Origin of the sequence: Streptococcus macedonicus ACA-DC 198, assembly GCA_000283635.1 — a bacterium.
Classification (GTDB): domain Bacteria; phylum Bacillota; class Bacilli; order Lactobacillales; family Streptococcaceae; genus Streptococcus; species Streptococcus macedonicus.
Window position 1 is genome coordinate 173,138 of the sequence record HE613569.1, and the last position, 17,756, is coordinate 190,893.

Annotated in this window: 10 protein-coding genes and 7 pseudogenes; 15 read left to right on the plus strand and 2 right to left on the minus strand. The window is 37.1% G+C overall.

All coding sequences use genetic code 11. The annotated features are described in order from the left end of the window. Positions 1–199 precede the first annotated feature (199 nt). Positions 200–2,383 carry a PTS transporter subunit IIBC gene (locus SMA_RS01075; protein WP_014293834.1) on the plus strand — a complete coding sequence of 728 codons (2,184 nt, stop codon included), beginning with the start codon at positions 200–202 and terminating at the stop codon, positions 2,381–2,383. Between the two features lie 103 nt (positions 2,384–2,486). Then, positions 2,487–3,302, plus strand: a complete 816-nt coding sequence (locus SMA_RS01080) for an endonuclease/exonuclease/phosphatase family protein (RefSeq protein WP_039670392.1) — start codon at positions 2,487–2,489, stop codon at positions 3,300–3,302. 283 nt (positions 3,303–3,585) lie between these two features. Here the strand turns inward: SMA_RS01080 and SMA_RS01085 are convergent, their stop codons facing one another. Both SMA_RS01085 and nrdI read right to left on the minus strand, forming a co-directional pair. Continuing rightward, complete coding sequence (locus tag SMA_RS01085; protein ID WP_014293836.1) at positions 3,586–4,623, minus strand: M42 family metallopeptidase; 1,038 nt, start codon at positions 4,621–4,623, stop codon at positions 3,586–3,588. Positions 4,624–4,730: 107 nt separating this feature from the next. After that, positions 4,731–5,210, minus strand: coding sequence for a class Ib ribonucleoside-diphosphate reductase assembly flavoprotein NrdI (gene nrdI / locus SMA_RS01090; RefSeq protein WP_014293837.1), 480 nt, complete (start codon positions 5,208–5,210; stop codon positions 4,731–4,733). A gap of 248 nt (positions 5,211–5,458) precedes the next feature. Between nrdI and SMA_RS01095 the strand changes: the two are divergent. The 13 genes and pseudogenes from SMA_RS01095 (at position 5,459) to SMA_RS12355 (ending at position 17,756) form a co-directional block, all read left to right on the plus strand. Continuing rightward, positions 5,459–5,773, plus strand: a pseudogene (locus tag SMA_RS01095) (PTS cellobiose transporter subunit IIB). Positions 5,774–5,789: 16 nt separating this feature from the next. Beyond that, a pseudogene (locus SMA_RS11770) lies at positions 5,790–6,099 on the plus strand (PTS cellobiose transporter subunit IIA); the annotation flags it as partial. 6 nt (positions 6,100–6,105) lie between these two features. Next, positions 6,106–7,078, plus strand: a pseudogene (locus SMA_RS11650) (PTS sugar transporter subunit IIC); the annotation flags it as partial. A 52-nt stretch (positions 7,079–7,130) separates the two neighbouring features. Next, positions 7,131–7,856 carry a GntR family transcriptional regulator gene (locus SMA_RS01110; protein WP_014293839.1) on the plus strand — a complete coding sequence of 242 codons (726 nt, stop codon included), beginning with the start codon at positions 7,131–7,133 and terminating at the stop codon, positions 7,854–7,856. Positions 7,857–7,931: 75 nt separating this feature from the next. After that, a complete protein-coding gene (gene manA, locus SMA_RS01115; protein ID WP_014293840.1) occupies positions 7,932–8,882 on the plus strand; it encodes a mannose-6-phosphate isomerase, class I in 951 nt (316 codons plus the stop codon). A gap of 740 nt (positions 8,883–9,622) precedes the next feature. After that, entirely contained in the window at positions 9,623–10,915 is a 1,293-nt protein-coding gene (locus SMA_RS01120; RefSeq protein WP_014293841.1) for an ABC transporter substrate-binding protein, read from the plus strand. Positions 10,916–11,030: 115 nt separating this feature from the next. After that, a pseudogene (locus SMA_RS01125) lies at positions 11,031–11,914 on the plus strand (carbohydrate ABC transporter permease). After that, a complete protein-coding gene (locus tag SMA_RS01130) occupies positions 11,907–12,740 on the plus strand; it encodes a carbohydrate ABC transporter permease (RefSeq protein WP_014293843.1) in 834 nt (277 codons plus the stop codon). Before SMA_RS01125 ends, SMA_RS01130 begins: the two are co-directional and overlap by 8 nt. Before the next feature lie 33 nt (positions 12,741–12,773). Beyond that, a complete protein-coding gene (locus SMA_RS01135; RefSeq protein WP_014293844.1) occupies positions 12,774–13,211 on the plus strand; it encodes a hypothetical protein in 438 nt (145 codons plus the stop codon). Between the two features lie 142 nt (positions 13,212–13,353). Further along, a pseudogene (locus SMA_RS01140) lies at positions 13,354–15,426 on the plus strand (glycoside hydrolase family 36 protein). A gap of 75 nt (positions 15,427–15,501) precedes the next feature. Continuing rightward, positions 15,502–16,215 carry a GntR family transcriptional regulator gene (locus SMA_RS01145; RefSeq protein WP_014293846.1) on the plus strand — a complete coding sequence of 238 codons (714 nt, stop codon included), beginning with the start codon at positions 15,502–15,504 and terminating at the stop codon, positions 16,213–16,215. 33 nt (positions 16,216–16,248) lie between these two features. After that, a pseudogene (locus SMA_RS01150) lies at positions 16,249–17,109 on the plus strand (ROK family protein). Between the two features lie 8 nt (positions 17,110–17,117). Continuing rightward, positions 17,118–17,756, plus strand: a pseudogene (locus SMA_RS12355) (SGNH/GDSL hydrolase family protein).

Sequence of the window (17,756 nt, forward strand, 5' to 3'; positions counted from 1 at the left end):
TTTTTTAAAAAATTACGGAAAACGCTTTACAAATTAAAAATACGTGTTATAATAAAATCATCAAAATTAACGCAAACGTTTGCGTAAATTTAAAACAAATCTCAAACCAATACTTTAAAGGAGTTGGAAAATAGAAGTGGCATTATTTTTCATAAATTAAAGCAATTGGTTTCCTAGAAAATGGTTTAAGGAGTATTTCATGAAGAAGGCATTTAAAAATTTAACCAGCTTCGAATTTTGGCAAAAATTCGGAAAATGCTTGATGGTTGTTATTGCTGTTATGCCAGCAGCAGGGTTAATGGTTAGTATTGGGAACTCAATTTCGCTAATCAATGCAGACTCAGCCCTTCTTGCTACGGTTGGTAACGTTATTGCTCAAATCGGATGGGGAATTATCAATAACCTTCATATCCTCTTCGCGTTAGCAATTGGTGGTAGTTGGGCAAAAGAGCGTGCTGGTGGTGCGTTTGCAGCAGGTATCGCATTTATTCTCATCAACCTTATCACAGGTCACGTTTATGGTGTTTCACTTGATATGATTGCCGATGGTACAAGTACGGTACACAATGTGCTTGGTGGTAAAATGCTTGTAGCTGACTACTTTGTCAATGTTCTCGGTCAACCTGCCCTTAATATGGGTGTGTTTGTCGGTATTATCTCTGGTTTTGTTGGGGCAACAGCTTACAATAAATATTATAACTACCGCAAATTGCCAGACGTTCTTTCATTCTTTAATGGTAAACGTTTCGTACCATTCGTTGTTATCTATCGTTCAGTTCTTGTTGGTTTGTTCATGTCACTTGTTTGGCCAATCATCCAATCAGGGATCAACGGATTTGGTATGTGGATTGCATCTTCACAAGATTCAGCACCATTTTTAGCACCATTCTTATATGGTACTTTGGAACGTTTGCTTCTTCCATTTGGACTTCACCACATGATTACTATCCCAATGAACTACACATCACTTGGTGGTACTTATGAAATTTTGACAGGTGCTCAAAAAGGAACAGAAGTATTTGGTCAAGACCCACTTTGGTTAGCATGGGTAACAGACCTTATCAATCTTAAAGGGTCTAATGCTTCAGCATACCATGATCTTTTAACAAATGTAACACCAGCTCGCTTTAAAGTTGGGCAAATGATTGGTGCAACTGGTACACTTATGGGACTTAGTCTTGCTATGTACCGTAATGTCGACCCTGACAAGAAGAAAAAATACACTGCTATGTTCATCTCAACAGCAGCAGCAACATTCTTAACAGGTGTTACTGAACCAATTGAATACATGTTTATGTTCGTTGCAATGCCACTTTACCTTGTTTATGCAGTCTTTCAAGGGGTGACATTTGCTTTAGCTGATTTAGTTAACCTTCGTCTCCATTCATTTGGTAATATTGAACTCTTAACACGTACACCTATGGCTCTCAAAGCTGGACTTGGTGGTGATTTGATTAACTTTGTCATCTGTTCTATCTTGTCAGGGGTTGTGATGTACTTTATCGCAGACTTCATGATTAAGAAATTCAACTTTGCTACTCCAGGTCGTAATGGTAATTATGACGATATGGATGATGACCAAGCTAGTGCATCAGCAGACGGTGCTAGTGTCTCTGCAGACTCACAGATCGTTCAAATCATTAATCTCCTTGGTGGACGCGATAACATCGAAGATGTTGATGCTTGTATGACTCGACTTCGTGTCACAGTCAAAGATGTCGCTAAAGTCGGTGATGAGGACACTTGGAAAAAAGCTGGCGCTATGGGACTTATTATCAAAGGCTCAGGTGTTCAAGCGGTTTATGGACCAAAAGCAGATATTTTGAAATCTGATATCCAAGACCTTCTTGATTCTGGCGCAGAAATTCCAACTGTCAACTTGTCAGAAGTTGAAGGAAATGATGTTACAAAAGTTTCTTATAAAGGTGTGACAGAAGTTGTCAATGCAGTTGCAGATGGTTATGTAAAACCTATCACAGAAGTTAAAGACCCTGTCTTTGCTGGTAAAATGATGGGTGATGGCTTCGCTGTTGAACCAGAAAACGGCAATGTTTACGCACCAGTTTCAGGTATTGTAACAAGCGTCTTTCCAACAAAACACGCCTTTGGTCTATTAACAGACAATGGACTTGAAGTTCTTGTTCACATTGGTTTAGATACTGTTGCCCTTAACGGAGTACCATTCTCAGTTAAGATTACAGAAGGTAAACGTGTTCAAGCTGGTGAGCTTTTGGTGGTAGCTGATTTAGCAGCTATTCGTTCAGCAGGTCGTGAAACAACAATTATTGTTGCCTTCACAAATACAGCAGAAATCAAAGCAGTCAATTTAACACAAACAGGAAAAGTTTCTGCTAACACACCTGTTGCCAAAGTAGAACTTTAAGCTGATATTACTCATATGAATAAGAGATGTTTAGGTTAAATCTAAATAAAAGGGAGTCTGAGATAGGAATCATGGAGTCTCCTTTGACTTGAAGGGAACAGATATGGCTAAATTTTTAACACTTAATACGCATTCTTGGTTGGAGGCAAATTCATTAAAGAAATTATTCGACTTGGCAGAAACGATTTATAGTGAAAATTATGATGTCATTTGCCTTCAAGAAATTAACCAAGATATTCGTGGACTGTTAGCCAAAGAAGTTGATGGCTATGAAAAATTACCAAGTAGCCCAGCTTTGCATCGTGATAACTACGCTTTACAACTCGTGAATTATCTGAGAAGTCAAGGACGATATTATTATTGGTCTTGGGCATATAATCATATTGGATATGAAAAGTACAATGAGGGTGTTGCTATCCTATCAAAAACACCTATCAAAGTGAATGATATTCTGATATCTGATGTTGATGACGAAACTGATTTTCACACAAGACGTGTTCTCGTTGCGGAGACAGAAATTGACCAGAAACCAATTACGGTTGTCAGCTTACACATGTCTTGGTTTGGTAAAGGCTTTGAAGGTGAATGGCAAAAGCTGGAGACAGCACTGCTTGATTACCCCAAACCATTGGTACTCATGGGTGATTTTAACAATCCAACGGATACTGCTGGCTATGATATGATTTTAAACAGCCCACTTGACTTACAAGACAGCCACAAAGTGGCTAAGAAAGTCCAAGGCGACCACACGATTATTGAAGACATTGACGGCTGGGAGGGCAATAAACAATCCCTCAAAGTTGACCATGTTTTCACAAGTAAAGATATTGATATTCTATCATCAATCATCACATTTGATGGTGGTGAAGCGCCAATCGTCAGTGACCATTTCGGTCTTGCCGTTGAGCTTAATTACTAATAATACTACCTCCTAATTTATTTGTTTGTTTTTACACAATCGCTCCTGATTTCAGGGGCGATTTTAGGTGTTATGTGTTATAATGACTCCATGATAATAGCATAAAATAATAAACAGTTAATTGCGGAGAAAAATATATGAGGCCATTCAGGTGAAAATGAAGCTTTGAGATTGGTAACTGACCATTACAGACGAGGAGATATTGTCTTGAATGAGGAGGATTATAAAGGAATGAAATAAGAAGCTGGACATTTGGTCTCAGCTTCTTATTTTTCAAATTCAATCATTCTACAATTGGGCTTTTTAGGTAAGCATCAACGAGGCGTTCAGTTGCTTGGACAGAGTTAATGTGTGTGCGTTCGTATGAGTGACTTGATTCGATACCAGCTCCAAAAAGGGCATGTTTGACTTCAGCACCTGCACGAAGAGCAGCAGAAGCATCACTACCATAATACGGATAAATGTCCAATTTGTAAGGAATCTTATTGTCATTTGCTAATTTGACAAGATGTTGGCGCAATTCATAGTGATAAGGTCCTGAACCGTCTTTGACACAGATTGACACACTGTATTCATCTGTTTGTTGGTCGTCTCCCATTGCTCCCATATCGACCGAAAGGTATTCAACAGTTTCAACCGGAATACTCGAATTCGCTCCATGACCAAGTTCTTCAAACGCTGAGAAGTAGAAGTGTGTCGTATATGGCAAAGTAATGTTTTGCGCTTTATATTCTTTAAGCAATTCAATTAAGATGGCTGCTGACACTTTGTCATCTAAGTGACGTGATTTGATAAAACCTGATTCGGTAACGACAACACGCGAGTCAAATGAGATAAAGTCACCAACTTCGATACCAAGAGCGCGTGTTTCTTTCTCATTTGTCACTATTTCATCAAGGCGAACTTCCATATTAGTTTGGTTGCGCTCAGCTGTACCAGCATCTTTATAAACATGTACAGATGTTTGGTGCATAAGGATTGTACCACTGATTTTCTTGCCATTTTTAGAAACGTGAACGGTACAATTTTCTCCCTCAATAGCGTTGTAAACAAAGCTACCGATAAGGTCCATTTTGAGCCGTCCATCAGATTTGACAGCGCGAACCATAGCACCAAGTGTATCCAGATGAGCAGTCACCACACGGTGTTTGCTGTCATCTTTACCTGTGACTGTGACCATAACACCGCCTTTATTCGTGCGAGCAGGCGCATAGCCAAAGCTTTCAAGTTCAGCAATCACATAATTCATAATGTGACTTGTGTAGCCAGTAGGTGAAGGGATATTTACAAGTTTTGTAATATAATCAACCGTAGTTTTCATGAGTCCTCCAATTAAAATTTAGTAGTCATATCGACGATAAAATACACGATATCATCTATGTTATTATACCATGTCTGCTAAATTTAGTTGAGAGAGGACTGTATGTATTAACTAGGATTGGCAAATCCTTGGTGTTGCTTCACAATAATCTTTGCTAGGCGCTCAATATCAGCACTTGTTCCTCGTAATTCAAAATCACCCAACATAGGAAAACCAAAACGTTTGGCGTACTGCTTAGCTGTCAGACAATATTGTTTATTGAAATTACGATTGCCAGAACCAATAATACCAAAACAATATTTGTAGTTTTCATGAGCAGCAATAAAATCACCTAGTGGATTCGTCAAGATTTCAACATCACCTGAATCAATACCATTTCCCCCTTCAAGATATGTTGGTAAAATAGTAACGAAAGGTGTTGTAATTGGAAATGTTTCATGATTAAGTTCTTTGATATTAATTGCTTCTATATCCAACGTATAGTGGTTAAGTAAGTGCTCAGTTAAGCGCTTTACAAAGCTTTGTGTGTTACCGCTCAAACTGATGTAAACAATGCTCAACGGAGCTAATTTTTTCTCTTGTGACATAATAAATTCCCTACTATATATGGTATTGCTTAGAATACTGTAACACAATATATGGTTATAAACAAGAATTTAGCTTTGCAATTTAGATGATTTAGAAAGCGTTTAAATTTTTTGAAAAAGTTCACACTTTTAAAAATAAAATAATATATATTTTAAAAAGTCTGTGTTTTACTTTTAGTAAAGATGTTGAGGAGCGTAAAACATCTTAAACAACTATTTTATATTCTATTCTAAAAGGGAGAATGATTATGTCAAAAGCATTGATTATCTGTGTAGCTGGAATGTCATCATCACTAATGGCCCAAAAAACAACAGACTTTTTGAAAAACCAAGGTAAAGACATCACTGTAGAAGCTATTAGCTCTAACGAAGGTGAACAAGTTATTACTGACGCAACTTACGATTTGTATCTAGTTAGTCCACAAGCTGGTATGTACTATAACCAATTTGCAGCTGCTGGTGAAAAATAAGGTCGTTCAGTTGTTAAAGTTCCACCACAAGCTTATGTTCCAATCCCAATGGGTGTTGAGAAAATGGCTAATCTTATCGTAGAAAACATTTAATGAGGTATTGTTAGAGATGACTGAAGAAGAATTGCAACTTGCTGCTTTTGAAATTATCTTGCACAGTGGTAACGCCCGCACTTCTGTTCACGAAGCATTTGCTGCAATGAAAGAAGGCAAATATGACGAAGCAAAAAAAAACTAGATGCTGCTGATGCAGAACTTTTGGAAGCACATCATGCTCAAACTGATTTGTTACAGAAATATCAAGCGGTACCGAAGTTAAAATCGAGATTATTATGGTTCACGCACAAGATCATTTGATGACTACAATGAATTTGAAAGAAGTTGCGGTGGAAATGATCACATTGTACCAACGAGTCGACGAAAAATTACGAGACGTTTTCATGTTAGCGTTTCCATTAACTGTGTTTGGGTCAATTGTCGTGGATATTTGTAACCTTCCTTTTTTAAGCAATGATTTGAAATCGCTTTTATACGACATTATGGGTAGTGGTCAAAGTGCCACAATGTCTATCATGACAGTGTTTGTAACCTTTGGTATTGGTTATTACCTATGCAAGTTTCCTTATCTTAACACCATTCTTCACAACTACCGACAGTGGTGAAGAATGGTGTTAAGTGTTTTAAGTCTTGATCGTCTTGGTGCCAAAGGAATATTCCTTGGTATGATTGTTGCTTTCCTTGCGGCAGAAATTTATAGCCGCGCAAGCAAAAAAAGGTTGGCAAATTAAAATGCCAGATAGTGTTCCACCTGCAGTTGCTAAATCATTCGCAGCGCTTATCCCAGCTATTTTGACATTGTCAGTCTTCACATCTATCAATGCTATTGTAACAGTTGGTTTCAATACAAACCTTCACGACGTTATCTACAATGTTATCCAAGTTCCACTTGTTGGTTTGGGAAGTAGTATTTGGGAAACATTTATCGTTGGTCTAGGTGGTTCAGGTATGACTTTGGCAGTTGTTATCATCATGGCGTTTATCATGAAGAAAAAACAATATCGTGATGTCGGTCGTTTGGCATTATGTGCCGGAATCTTCAACGTTAATGAACCTGTTATCTTTGGTTTGCCAATCGTGTTGAATGCTACGATTCTTATTCCTTGGGTAATTTCTCCAATTATTATAACGGCTCTTAACTATTTCATTATGTCAATTGGTCTTGTTCCTGCCCCAACAGGCGTGTCAGTACCTTGGACAGTGCCAATCTTCTTTAGTGGTATGATTGCGACAAACTCACTCACCGGAGGTATTCTCCAAATTATTGACTGTCTCCTTGTCGGATTTATTTGGTATCCATTCTTGCGTATGCTAGACAAACAATCTGATTCTGCGTTATAATAGAACTATAGTTTTTAAAAAATAGTCTATACAAGTAGAGTAGGAGCGATCTATGTCAAAATATGAAGAGATTGCAGATATTATTCGAACAAGGATTTCAGACGGCACCTACCCAGTTGATTCAAAGCTACCGACCCAATCGGACTTAGCAGAAGAATTTAAGGTAAGTCGTATGACAATTAAAAAGGCTATTGAGATGTTAATCATTGAAGGTTTAGTCCTCTCAAAGCAAGGTAATGGTACAAAAGTTTTAAATTCTTCGTTTTGGGATAAAGGGGACTCAAAATTCCGTTTAAATAATTACAATGGGTTGAGCTATGATATGAAAGATGACCCTCGGCAATTGACAAGTAAAATCATTGATTTTACTGTCGAATTTCCAGATGCTAAAATAGCAGAGAGGCTCCAAGTTGATTCAGCGACACCTGTTTACAAAATTATCCGACTTCGTTTATTGGACGGTAAACCTTACGCTTTGGAACATACTCATATGCCCTGTGATTTAGTACCTGGTTTGGATGATGAGATCTTATTAACATCTGTTTATGATTACCTTTGGCATCAGCTCGGTCTCAAATTTGCAGGTTCCTACCGACATATCACGGCTGAAAAGCCAGATCATTATGACAAAGATTATTTAGCCTGTAAAGATGATGATCCCATTTTGCAAGTCGAACAAGTTGTTTATTTGGAGAACGGGAGGCCAATCGAGTATTCTCGTAGTAGAAATCGTTTCGATACTAGAGGTTATTCATTATTGGATGTTAAGAACATTTAACTAAGAAACCCAAAAATGCTTTGGGTTTCTTCTTGGTGAACAAGCATATTTTGCTTGAAGGAAAGGAAAATTGTTATGGCAGAACCATTATTTCTAAAGTCACAAATGCATGATAAAATCTGGGGTGGAACTAAACTTCGTGATGAATTTGGTTATGACATTCCAACAGAAACAACTGGTGAATACTGGGCAATTTCAGCTCACCCAAATGGTGTTTCAATCGTAGATAATGGTACTTATAAAGGTGAAGGTCTAGATAAACTTTATCGTGAACACAAAGAACTTTTTGGCAATCCAAAATCTGAAGTCTTTCCATTATTGACAAAAATTCTTGATGCCAACGATTGGCTTAGTGTACAAGTTCACCCAGATGATGCTTACGCTCTTGAACATGAAGGCGAACTTGGTAAAACTGAGTGCTGGTATGTTATTGCTGCGAATGAAGATTCTGAAATTATTTACGGACACAATGCCAAATCAAAAGAAGAACTTCGTCAATTGATTGAAGCTGGGAAATGGGATGATTTGTTAACAAAAATCCCTGTTAAAGCTGGTGATTTCTTCTACGTACCAAGTGGCACAATGCACGCTATTGGTAAAGGGATCTTGATTTTGGAAACACAACAATCAAGCGATACAACTTACCGTGTTTACGATTTTGATCGCCGTGATGCACAAGGCAATCTTCGTGACTTACATATCAAGCAATCAATTGATGTTTTAACCATTGGTGAACCAGCTAACAGTACCCCTGTGGCAGTTGATGTTGACAATTTGAATTCAACACTTTTGGTTTCAAATGAATTCTTTGCTGTCTATAAATGGCTGGTATCTGGTGCTGTTAACTTTACCCAAACAGCGCCATACTTGCTGGTAAGTGTCCTTTCAGGTCAAGGTAGCATGAAAGTTGACAACCGTGTTTATAACATCAAAAAAGGTGACCACTTTATCCTTCCTAATGACGTTAAGTCATGGGAATTTGATGGTGAGTTAGAAATCATTGCTAGTCACGCAAATGAAAAATAATGATTGCTAATAAAGAGAGAGGATGGAGCCTAAGGCTAGAGAAAAGATAGTTGGCTGAAAATTTTACCCAGTATTCAACACCTTCTTTGATCTCTTGTACGGTAATGCCTTATGCTAATCCTATTTTTGTTATTTATAAAAAGTATGATAAGTGAGCATTAGCATTAATAACCTAAAAACGACTTAGTTTATAAGTCGTTTTTATTTATAGTGGTTTGATTTAGGAATAGGGCTAGATAACGAGTTGCAGATAAAACTGGAGTTCATCAAGACGAGTTAACGACGTCCTAACCTAAAAAACAACTATAGTTCAAAGGCTACATTGTTATTGTCAACAGAGGTTAGAGTTACCACACAATCGATGGAAAAAAGCACGACCACTCGCTAAAGTAGAGAATTTTTTTAACTGGGCAACTTAGATTTGACAGTCGGTGATTTGGTAGATTTGCGAAACAATTGTTTTGGCTGTGTCTCTCATCACCCAGTTAGGATTGCTCTGAGTTTGTGATAGGTAACGTTTTTTATTTTGGCTAGGGTGACCCAACACAATAAAAGAGGGATATGCCTTTATTCTTAAAAAGAAAGGTCATCGTAGATAAAAATACCAGTATAATTATTTTCAAAGATTGATGTTATAGAAATAAATACATATTTTTATATAAAAGATATATACTTTCTAAAAATAAAGCGTTATAATGTAAGCGCAAACAAAAAGAAGCTAAAATTAGGAGGAAGAACCTATGAAAAAAGGTTTGCTTACAATTGGGATGACTGCATTAGCAGCCGTGACATTAGTTGGTTGTTCAAGCGGAAGCAGTAATAGCGATGTTGAAACAATTACATTCATCAACCATAAGACCGATTGGGAAACTAACGGTAAATGGGATGAGTACATTGCAAAATTTAACGAGAAATATCCTGATATTAAAGTTGAAGTACAAACTATCACTGATTATGCTGGTCAAATGAAAACTCGTATGAATAGTAAAGAGTATGGCGATGTTTTAATGATTCCTGGTGATATTAGCCCGAAAGATTATGAGAACTTCTTTGAACCACTTGGTGATACAGAAGAATTATCAGAAAAATACTTAGGACTTAATGACCGTTCATATGAAGGTGTTCAATACGGTATTCCAAGCCAAATGAATGCTACTGGTTTGGTTGTTAATAAGAAAGTCTTTGAAGATGCAGGTATTACAGAACTCCCTAAGACAACAGAGGATTTCATGGTTGCACTTAAGAAAATAAAAGAAAATGATAGTAGCATTGTCCCACTTTACACAAACTACGCTGCTGGTTGGACATTGTCTAACTGGGACTTCACACGTACAGGTGTGTCAGGTGACGCTGATTTCACTAATGAAATGACTACTGATTCATCACCATTTGATGAAGGGGATACAATGTATACTATCTACAATACCCTTTACACAGTTGCTAAAGAAGGTTTGATTGAATCTGACCCTACAACAAGTGATTGGGAGCAATCAAAAGTTGACTTAGCAAATGGTAAAGTAGCTGTTATGGTACTTGGAAGCTGGGCAGTTCCACAAGTTCAAGAAGCCAATGAAGATAATGCGGACAACATTACGTTTGAAGTATTCCCAGTAACTGCATCTGATGGCAAACAATATATGCCAATCGGTGGTGACTACAACTACGGTATTAACATTAACAGTAAACACAAAAAAGCAGCCCGCAAATTCATCGACTGGATGGTTAATGAATCTGACTACGCTGTTGACAATGGTGGTATTCCAACCGTGAAAGGCGCCGAATATCTAAAAGCACTTCAAGATAGTCAAGATGCAGGTGTTGAATTGATTGAAGAAAATCCAGCTCCAGAAGGTAAAGAATCACTCTTTAGCGACATTAATAATGAATCTGAATTAGGTATTGGTTCTACTGACACGGAAAAACAACGTATTATTGATGCTGCTATTGGTAATTCAAAAGAATCATTTGATGATATTATGAAAGACTTTAACACAAAATGGGCTAATGCCATCAAGGCGGTTTCAGATAACTAAAATTTAGTTTAGTGGGATGAAAAAGTTTGGGAGTCAAAAATGTCTTGCTCCCTTACTTATGCTCATTGGGGTATTTATATAAGAATTTAAAGTTATTGTCATGGTGGAGGTTATTATGACAAAAAGTAAATTGAGTAAAGAATGGGAAAAACGCATCCTCGTTTTCTCTTTCACCATTATTCCAGTTCTTCTGTTACTCGTCTTTTCATATTATCCATTGATAAAAATGATTCAATATAGTTTGACAGATTGGAATGGATACGGTCAAAATCCCAATTTTGTTGGGCTTGATAATTATAAAACAGTTTTAACAAATCCAAAATATTTTTCAGTTTTTAAAACAAGTCTGTACTACTTTATTGCAACATTTTTCCAATTAGGAATTGCGCTGCTATTTGCTACGATTCTTTCATTCAAAGTGAAGTTTGCTAATTTCTGGAAAGGGATTTTATTTTTCCCATATCTTCTAAATGGTGTTGCGATTGGTTTTATCTTCCTTTATTTCTATAAAGGCGGTGGAACGCTTGATACGGTTTTGAAAGCTATTGGTCTTGGAGACCAAATTAGACTTTGGTTGGGAGATCGTTCAATCAATTATATCTCGCTTGCATTTACATCTGTTTGGTGTTACACAGGCTTTAATTTCTTGGTGTTCTTAGGAACGATTCAGTCTATTAACCCTGAAGTCTATGAGGCAGCTGAGATTGACGGTGCTAATCGCTGGGATCAATTTAGATACATTATCATTCCAAGTATTCGAAACATTGTCTTTCTTAACATTATCTTGGGTGTGAGTGGTTCACTAAGCGTCTTTGATATTCCATATATCATGACAGGCGGTTCAAATGAAACATCAACTTTCGTTATTCAAACAATTATACAGCCTTCAAGTACAATAAAGTTGGTTTGGCATCGGCTATGGCAATCATTCTCTTGTTTATCGTTATTGTTGTTTCTTTGATTCAAAAGGTTGTTACTAGTGAAAGGAAGAATGTCTGATGAAAACGAAAAAATAACATTTGGAAAAATTCTTCAATACCTTATCTTGCTAATTGGAGCAACCGTTGCGATTTTGCCGATTTTAGTTGTCTTTATCGGCTCATTCAAATCAAATACTAAATTTTTGAGTACGGGTGTTTTGGAATTACCAAAATCACTAGATTTCTCAAATTATAAGATGGCTTTTGTGAATGGGCAAATGTTGTTCGGTTTTAAAAATACGTTGATTATCTTTGTGGTTAGTATGGTTGGGAAATTGACTCTTGCCTCAATGTTTGCTTATGCGGTTAGTCGATTTGATTTTAAACTGAAAAAGCTTATCTTGACGCTCTTTATGTTGGCAATGTTGATTCCGAGTATCACTAGCCAAGTTGCAACTTTCCAAATCATCAATTCACTTGGATTGTTTAACAAAATTTGGTCAGTTATTTTACTCAATTTGGGAACTGATGTTATTTCCGTCTATGTCTTTTTACAATATCTGGATAAAATTCCAATTTCTCTTGATGAATCAGCTTATCTTGACGGTGCTAGTCATTTTGGTATTTTCTGGCGCATTATTCTCCCAAATTTGAAAGCTCCGATTGTTACCATTTTAATTATCAGTGTTGTCGGTGTTTACAATGACTTTTACAATCCTTTCCTTTATATGCCAGACCGTAATTTGAAAGTTATTTCAACAGCGCTCTTTGCCTTTAAGGGACCTTACGGAACTAGTTGGCCTGTTATTTTGGCAGGGGCTGTCATCGTTATTTTGCCAATTTTAATTGTCTTTTTATCACTTCAAAAGCACATCTACAATGGTGTTGCTGGTTCAGTAAAATAGAAAGATTTAGAAATTGTCTAGAAAGGAACAGCTATGACCGAAAAATCATCGCGTTTGATAGACGCTGTTAATTTAGTTTATACCGTCATGAAGGGCTCAGTGCTCTTCTGGCTGGCTTTGCTAAGTAGAGGTTTTGTTTATGGCTGGGTCTTTGCCATAAAGATAGTGTCTCTTTATTTCACTTCTGAAAATCCTCAGACGTTGCGATTTAGAGATTTGTTAAAGCAAAAAGAAAGTATTCCTTATGCTAAAGTGATTTCGGCTATGATGACTTTCTTCTTTAGCTTGGGAGTGACTGGTTGGTTACTTAGTCTGGTCAATATCAGCCAGTTATCGTTTGCCATGTTTTATATTGGTGGGCTTGCTTGGTTAGTCTGGTTAGTTATCGTGATTTATTACGTTAAAACACAGTCGTCAAGCGGAGAAAATCAGTTTTATCAAAGCCTTCTTGAAATGAAACAGGACTTTTAAAAGGTTATTTTAGCCTTTCTTCTTGCTTTTATCTTTGTGTGGTTAACATTAACCAAAACGATGCTTGGTTGGTTATTGTTTCCAGGAATTTATTTTTATCTTGTTGGACGTATTCAAAAAGTACAATTTAAGGAGTCAAGTCATGATTCTCATTAATGAGGAAGAACCTTCTTTTCATTTGACCAATGGAAAAGTATCGTATGTGTTTAGAGTAATGGAGAGAACAGGGATTTTAGAGCAATTATATTGTGGACCTGCTATTTCTGATTACAAATCGTTTACCTTTTTAATCGAGCGTGAAATTCGCCCAGGAAACAATCTTTATATGGAAACGAGTTTGATGTCGTTGGAACATATCAAACAAGGATATCCCGTATTTGGAACAACAGATTTCCGCTATCCAGCTTTGGAAATCTAATATCCGACAAGAGATTTGATTTCTCATTTTCGTTACACGGGATACCGTATTGAAAAGGAAAAAACGGTGACTGGCGCACTTCCTGGCACATTTGGAAATGAAGAAGATGTTGAAACGTTGATTGTTTGTTTGAAAGATGACTATGCTGATTTAGAGCTTGAATTGCAATATGCGATTTATGTGAATTATCCTATCATTACGCGTCAGCAAAAAATCATCAATAAGGATAATCAAACGGTTTCCATTAAACGCTTTGCTAGTTTTAGTTTAGACCTTCCAAATGAGAATTATGACTGGGTTCATTTAGATGGTGCTTGGGCACGTGAAAATCATTTGTCGCGTAGTTCCATTCAAGAAGGTATCCAAAATGTTTCAAGCACGAGGGGACATAGTAGTCATGTGCATACCCCTTTTCTTGCCATTTGTTCACCAGAAGTAACCGAAAATAGTGGACAAGTGTATGGATGTAGCTTAATTTATAGTGGAAGCTTTTTAGCTCAAATTGAATCCGACAACTACAATACCCTACGCATACAAATGGGTATCAATCCCTTCCAGTTTGATTGGCAACTTCATCCAGGACAGCTGCTCGAATCTCCTCAAGCTGTCTTGGTTGTGAGCCAGTCGGGCTTTAATGGGATGAGTCAGGTTTTTCATGATTTTTATAAAGAACATTTAATATGAAGTTCATGGAAAAATAAAAAACGCTCTGTTTTACTAAATAGTTGGGAGGCGATGTATTTCGATTTTAATCAAGAAAGGATTTTAGAAGTGGCTGAGGAAGCCAGTAAATTAGGAATTGAACTTTTTGTCTTGGATGACGGTTGGTTTGGCAAGCGAAATAGTGACACGGGTTCACTTGGTAATTGGACGGAAAATAAGGAAAAATTACCAGACGGACTTGCTCATTTAGCTAAGGCTATCAAAGAAAAAGGAATGTTGTTTGGACTTTGGTTTGAGCCAGAAATGGTCTCTGATGATACTGATTTGTTTAAAGAACATCTAGATTGGGTCATTGGCAATCCAGAAGTGGTTGAAGCAATTTATAGTCAAATGGCACATTTGTTATCAACGGTGACGATTGATTACATTAAGTTAGACATGAACCGCTACATTTCAGAAAGTTTTTCAAGTCATTTGCCAAGTAAACAGCAAAGTGAGGTTAACCACCGTTACATCTTGGGTGTTTACAGCTTGTACGAAAAACTAAATCAGGCATTTCCTGATGTTCTTATTGAATCTTGTACGGGTGGCGAGGCACATTTATCAACCATGAGTGCCCATGTTTCAGCGGTGCCTAATCATCAAGTCGCACGTGTGACATCACTTGATATGCGAAAAGACGTTGCCATGTTTGGTGTCTTTGGCTACGAATTAAATCCATTAGCTTTGACAGAAGAGAAAAAAGAAGCTGTAAAAGCGCAGATTAAAGAATACCATGCCTATCAAGAACTGATTCAAAATGGTATTTTCTATCGCTTGGATTTGACGGACAAAAACCATGTCGGCTGGCTGGTTGTCAATAAAGAAAGAACAGAAGCTTTGGTTGGCTATTATATGATTTTGGCGCAACCAAATCCAATTTACGAACGCTTAAAATTAGTTGGTCTCAACCCTGATAAAGCCTATCATATTCTCGGAAAAGATAAAGATGAGGTAAGGTATGGACGTGACCTAACTTCTATCGGTATTGTTTTAGGAAAAAATTATATCGGTAGAGAAAATGAGTATTGGTCACGCGAAATGCTGGGTGATTTTAACGGAAAATTTTATTATTTGCAACAAATTGATAAATAACATTTTGAACTTCTTGCGTTCTAGTTTACAATAAAGGTAAGGAAAAGAGTAATCAAAGTGAGCAGAGGAGAAAAAATGGAAAAATATAATCTTATTGCAAATGATGTTCGCAAGAAGATCTTAGAAGGTGTTTATCAGCCAAATGAGCAACTACCTTTTGAAAAAGACCTTTGTCAATTTTACGATGTTAGTAAAATGACGGTTAAAAAGGCTTTGGACATGCTAGTTGCAGAGGGATTAATTTACAAGCGTCGTGGTGCTGGAACTTTTGTGATGGACCTATCTGTTGAAAAAATGGAAAAAGTGTTGATGGACAATCAAATGATGGGGACAACCGCATCCTATCCAGACAAAAACATTACAAGTAAGGTGATTGACTTTTCTGTCGTAAAAGCAACGCCTGAAATTGCTGATAAATTAAAAATTAAAGAAACAAGTTTTGTGTACAAAATTCATCGTGTGCGTATTGTTGATGATAAACCAACGGTTATTGAAGAAACATATATGCCGATTGATTTAATTAACGGTCTGAAATTAGAGCATGTTGAAAGCTCAATTTATGATTATATCGAAAGTAGTTTAGGGCTAAAAATCCAATCTGGTCACCGTACGATTACAGTACGTCGTGCAACGGATATGGAAGCTGAATACCTAGACTTGGAAAAAGGAGACCCAGTTGCAATTGCCGTTCAAACAGGTTACCTAAGTACAGGTGCTGCTTTTGAGTATTCAATCAGTACCCACCGTTATGATGAATTTTCAGTGGAGATTGTTTTAACACATAATTGATAGCAATCTCCACCGCTTAGAATGGAGAAAAAAATGAATTTAGTTGTGTTTGATATTGGTGGAACATCTGTAAAATACGGTCTTTACTAAGATGGTAGTATCGAAAAGAAAAGCTTTTTTGCTACGCCAAAAACTTGGGATGAAATGAAAGAAAATCTGTATCAAGTCTTTAAAGAATTATCAGATGCTGATACAAAAGGTGTTGCCATGTCAAGCCCGGGTGCCGTAGATACAGAAGAAGGTGTTATCAAAGGGCTTAGTGCGATTCCATATATTCATCGCTTCAAAATTGTTGATGAATTAGAAGCTTTGTTTGGACTTCCTGTTGCTATTGAAAATGATGTCAACTGTGCAGGTTTAGCTGAAAGTAAATTTGGTATTGGTCAAGACAGCAAAAATGCCCTTTACTTTATCATTGGTTTTGGTATTGGCGGTGCAGTTTGTCAAAATGGTCAATTGTACAAAGGTAGCAGCCTTTTCGGTGGTGAATTTGGCTATATGATTATCGAAAATGGTAAGATATTAAGCACGCTTGCTAGTCCAGTTCAAGTAGCTGACCGTTATGCTAAAGCTCATGGTTTAACTGATTTTTCTGGGAAAGACTTGTTTGATTTAGCAGAAAATGGCAATGAAGAACCTAAAGCTGCTTTGTCAGGTTTGTATGGTGCCTTGGCTACTAGTATTTTCAATTGCCTTGTCAGCTTCAACCCAGATTTGGTCGGTATCGGTGGCGGTATCTCAGTTCGACCAGATTTGGTATCTGAACTTGATCGTATTCAAAAATTAATTCATGACACTGAAGCCAATGAATTAACTTACGAACTTAAAATTTGTCAATTTAAAAATGACACCAACTTATTAGGAGCCGTTTCAAATTTCTTAAACACTAAGTGAGGTAACCTATGGAAATTAGGAAACATGACCGTATCGTTTTTTTCGGAGATAGCATTACGGAGTGGGGATGTGATAAAAGTAATCCAGACAGTCTAGGACATGGCTATGTGAGTATTGTAGCGGCAGATTTACTGGATCGTTCTCCAGAGTTAGAATTGCATTTTTACAATCGAGGTGTTGGTGGTGATAAGGTTCAAAATTTGTTAAATCGTGTGGGTGATTGCTTATCTTGCCAACCCGATGCTGTCATTTTAATGGTTGGTATCAATTATGTTTGGCACTTGGTTGGTAAAGATGGCTTTGCTAGTTAAGAAGAACAACAACGTTTTGAAAATGTCTATCGTCAGCTTCTGCAAGCATTAAAACAAGCAGGAATTGAGCGCATTTTGTTAATGGAACCATTTGTGTTGGATTATCCAGAAGACCGTATGGAATGGCGCCGAGATTTGGACCCTAAGATTCAAATTGTCCGTCATCTTGCGCGTGAGTTTAAATTGGAATTGGTTCCTTTGGATGGCTTGATGAATGAGCAGGCATTGCTTTATGGCAGACGTGAATTGACAGGTGATGACGGTGTTCACCCAACATTGGCTGGCGCTAATATCATTGCTCAAGAAATCCTAAGACGCCTAACGTTTATTTATTGA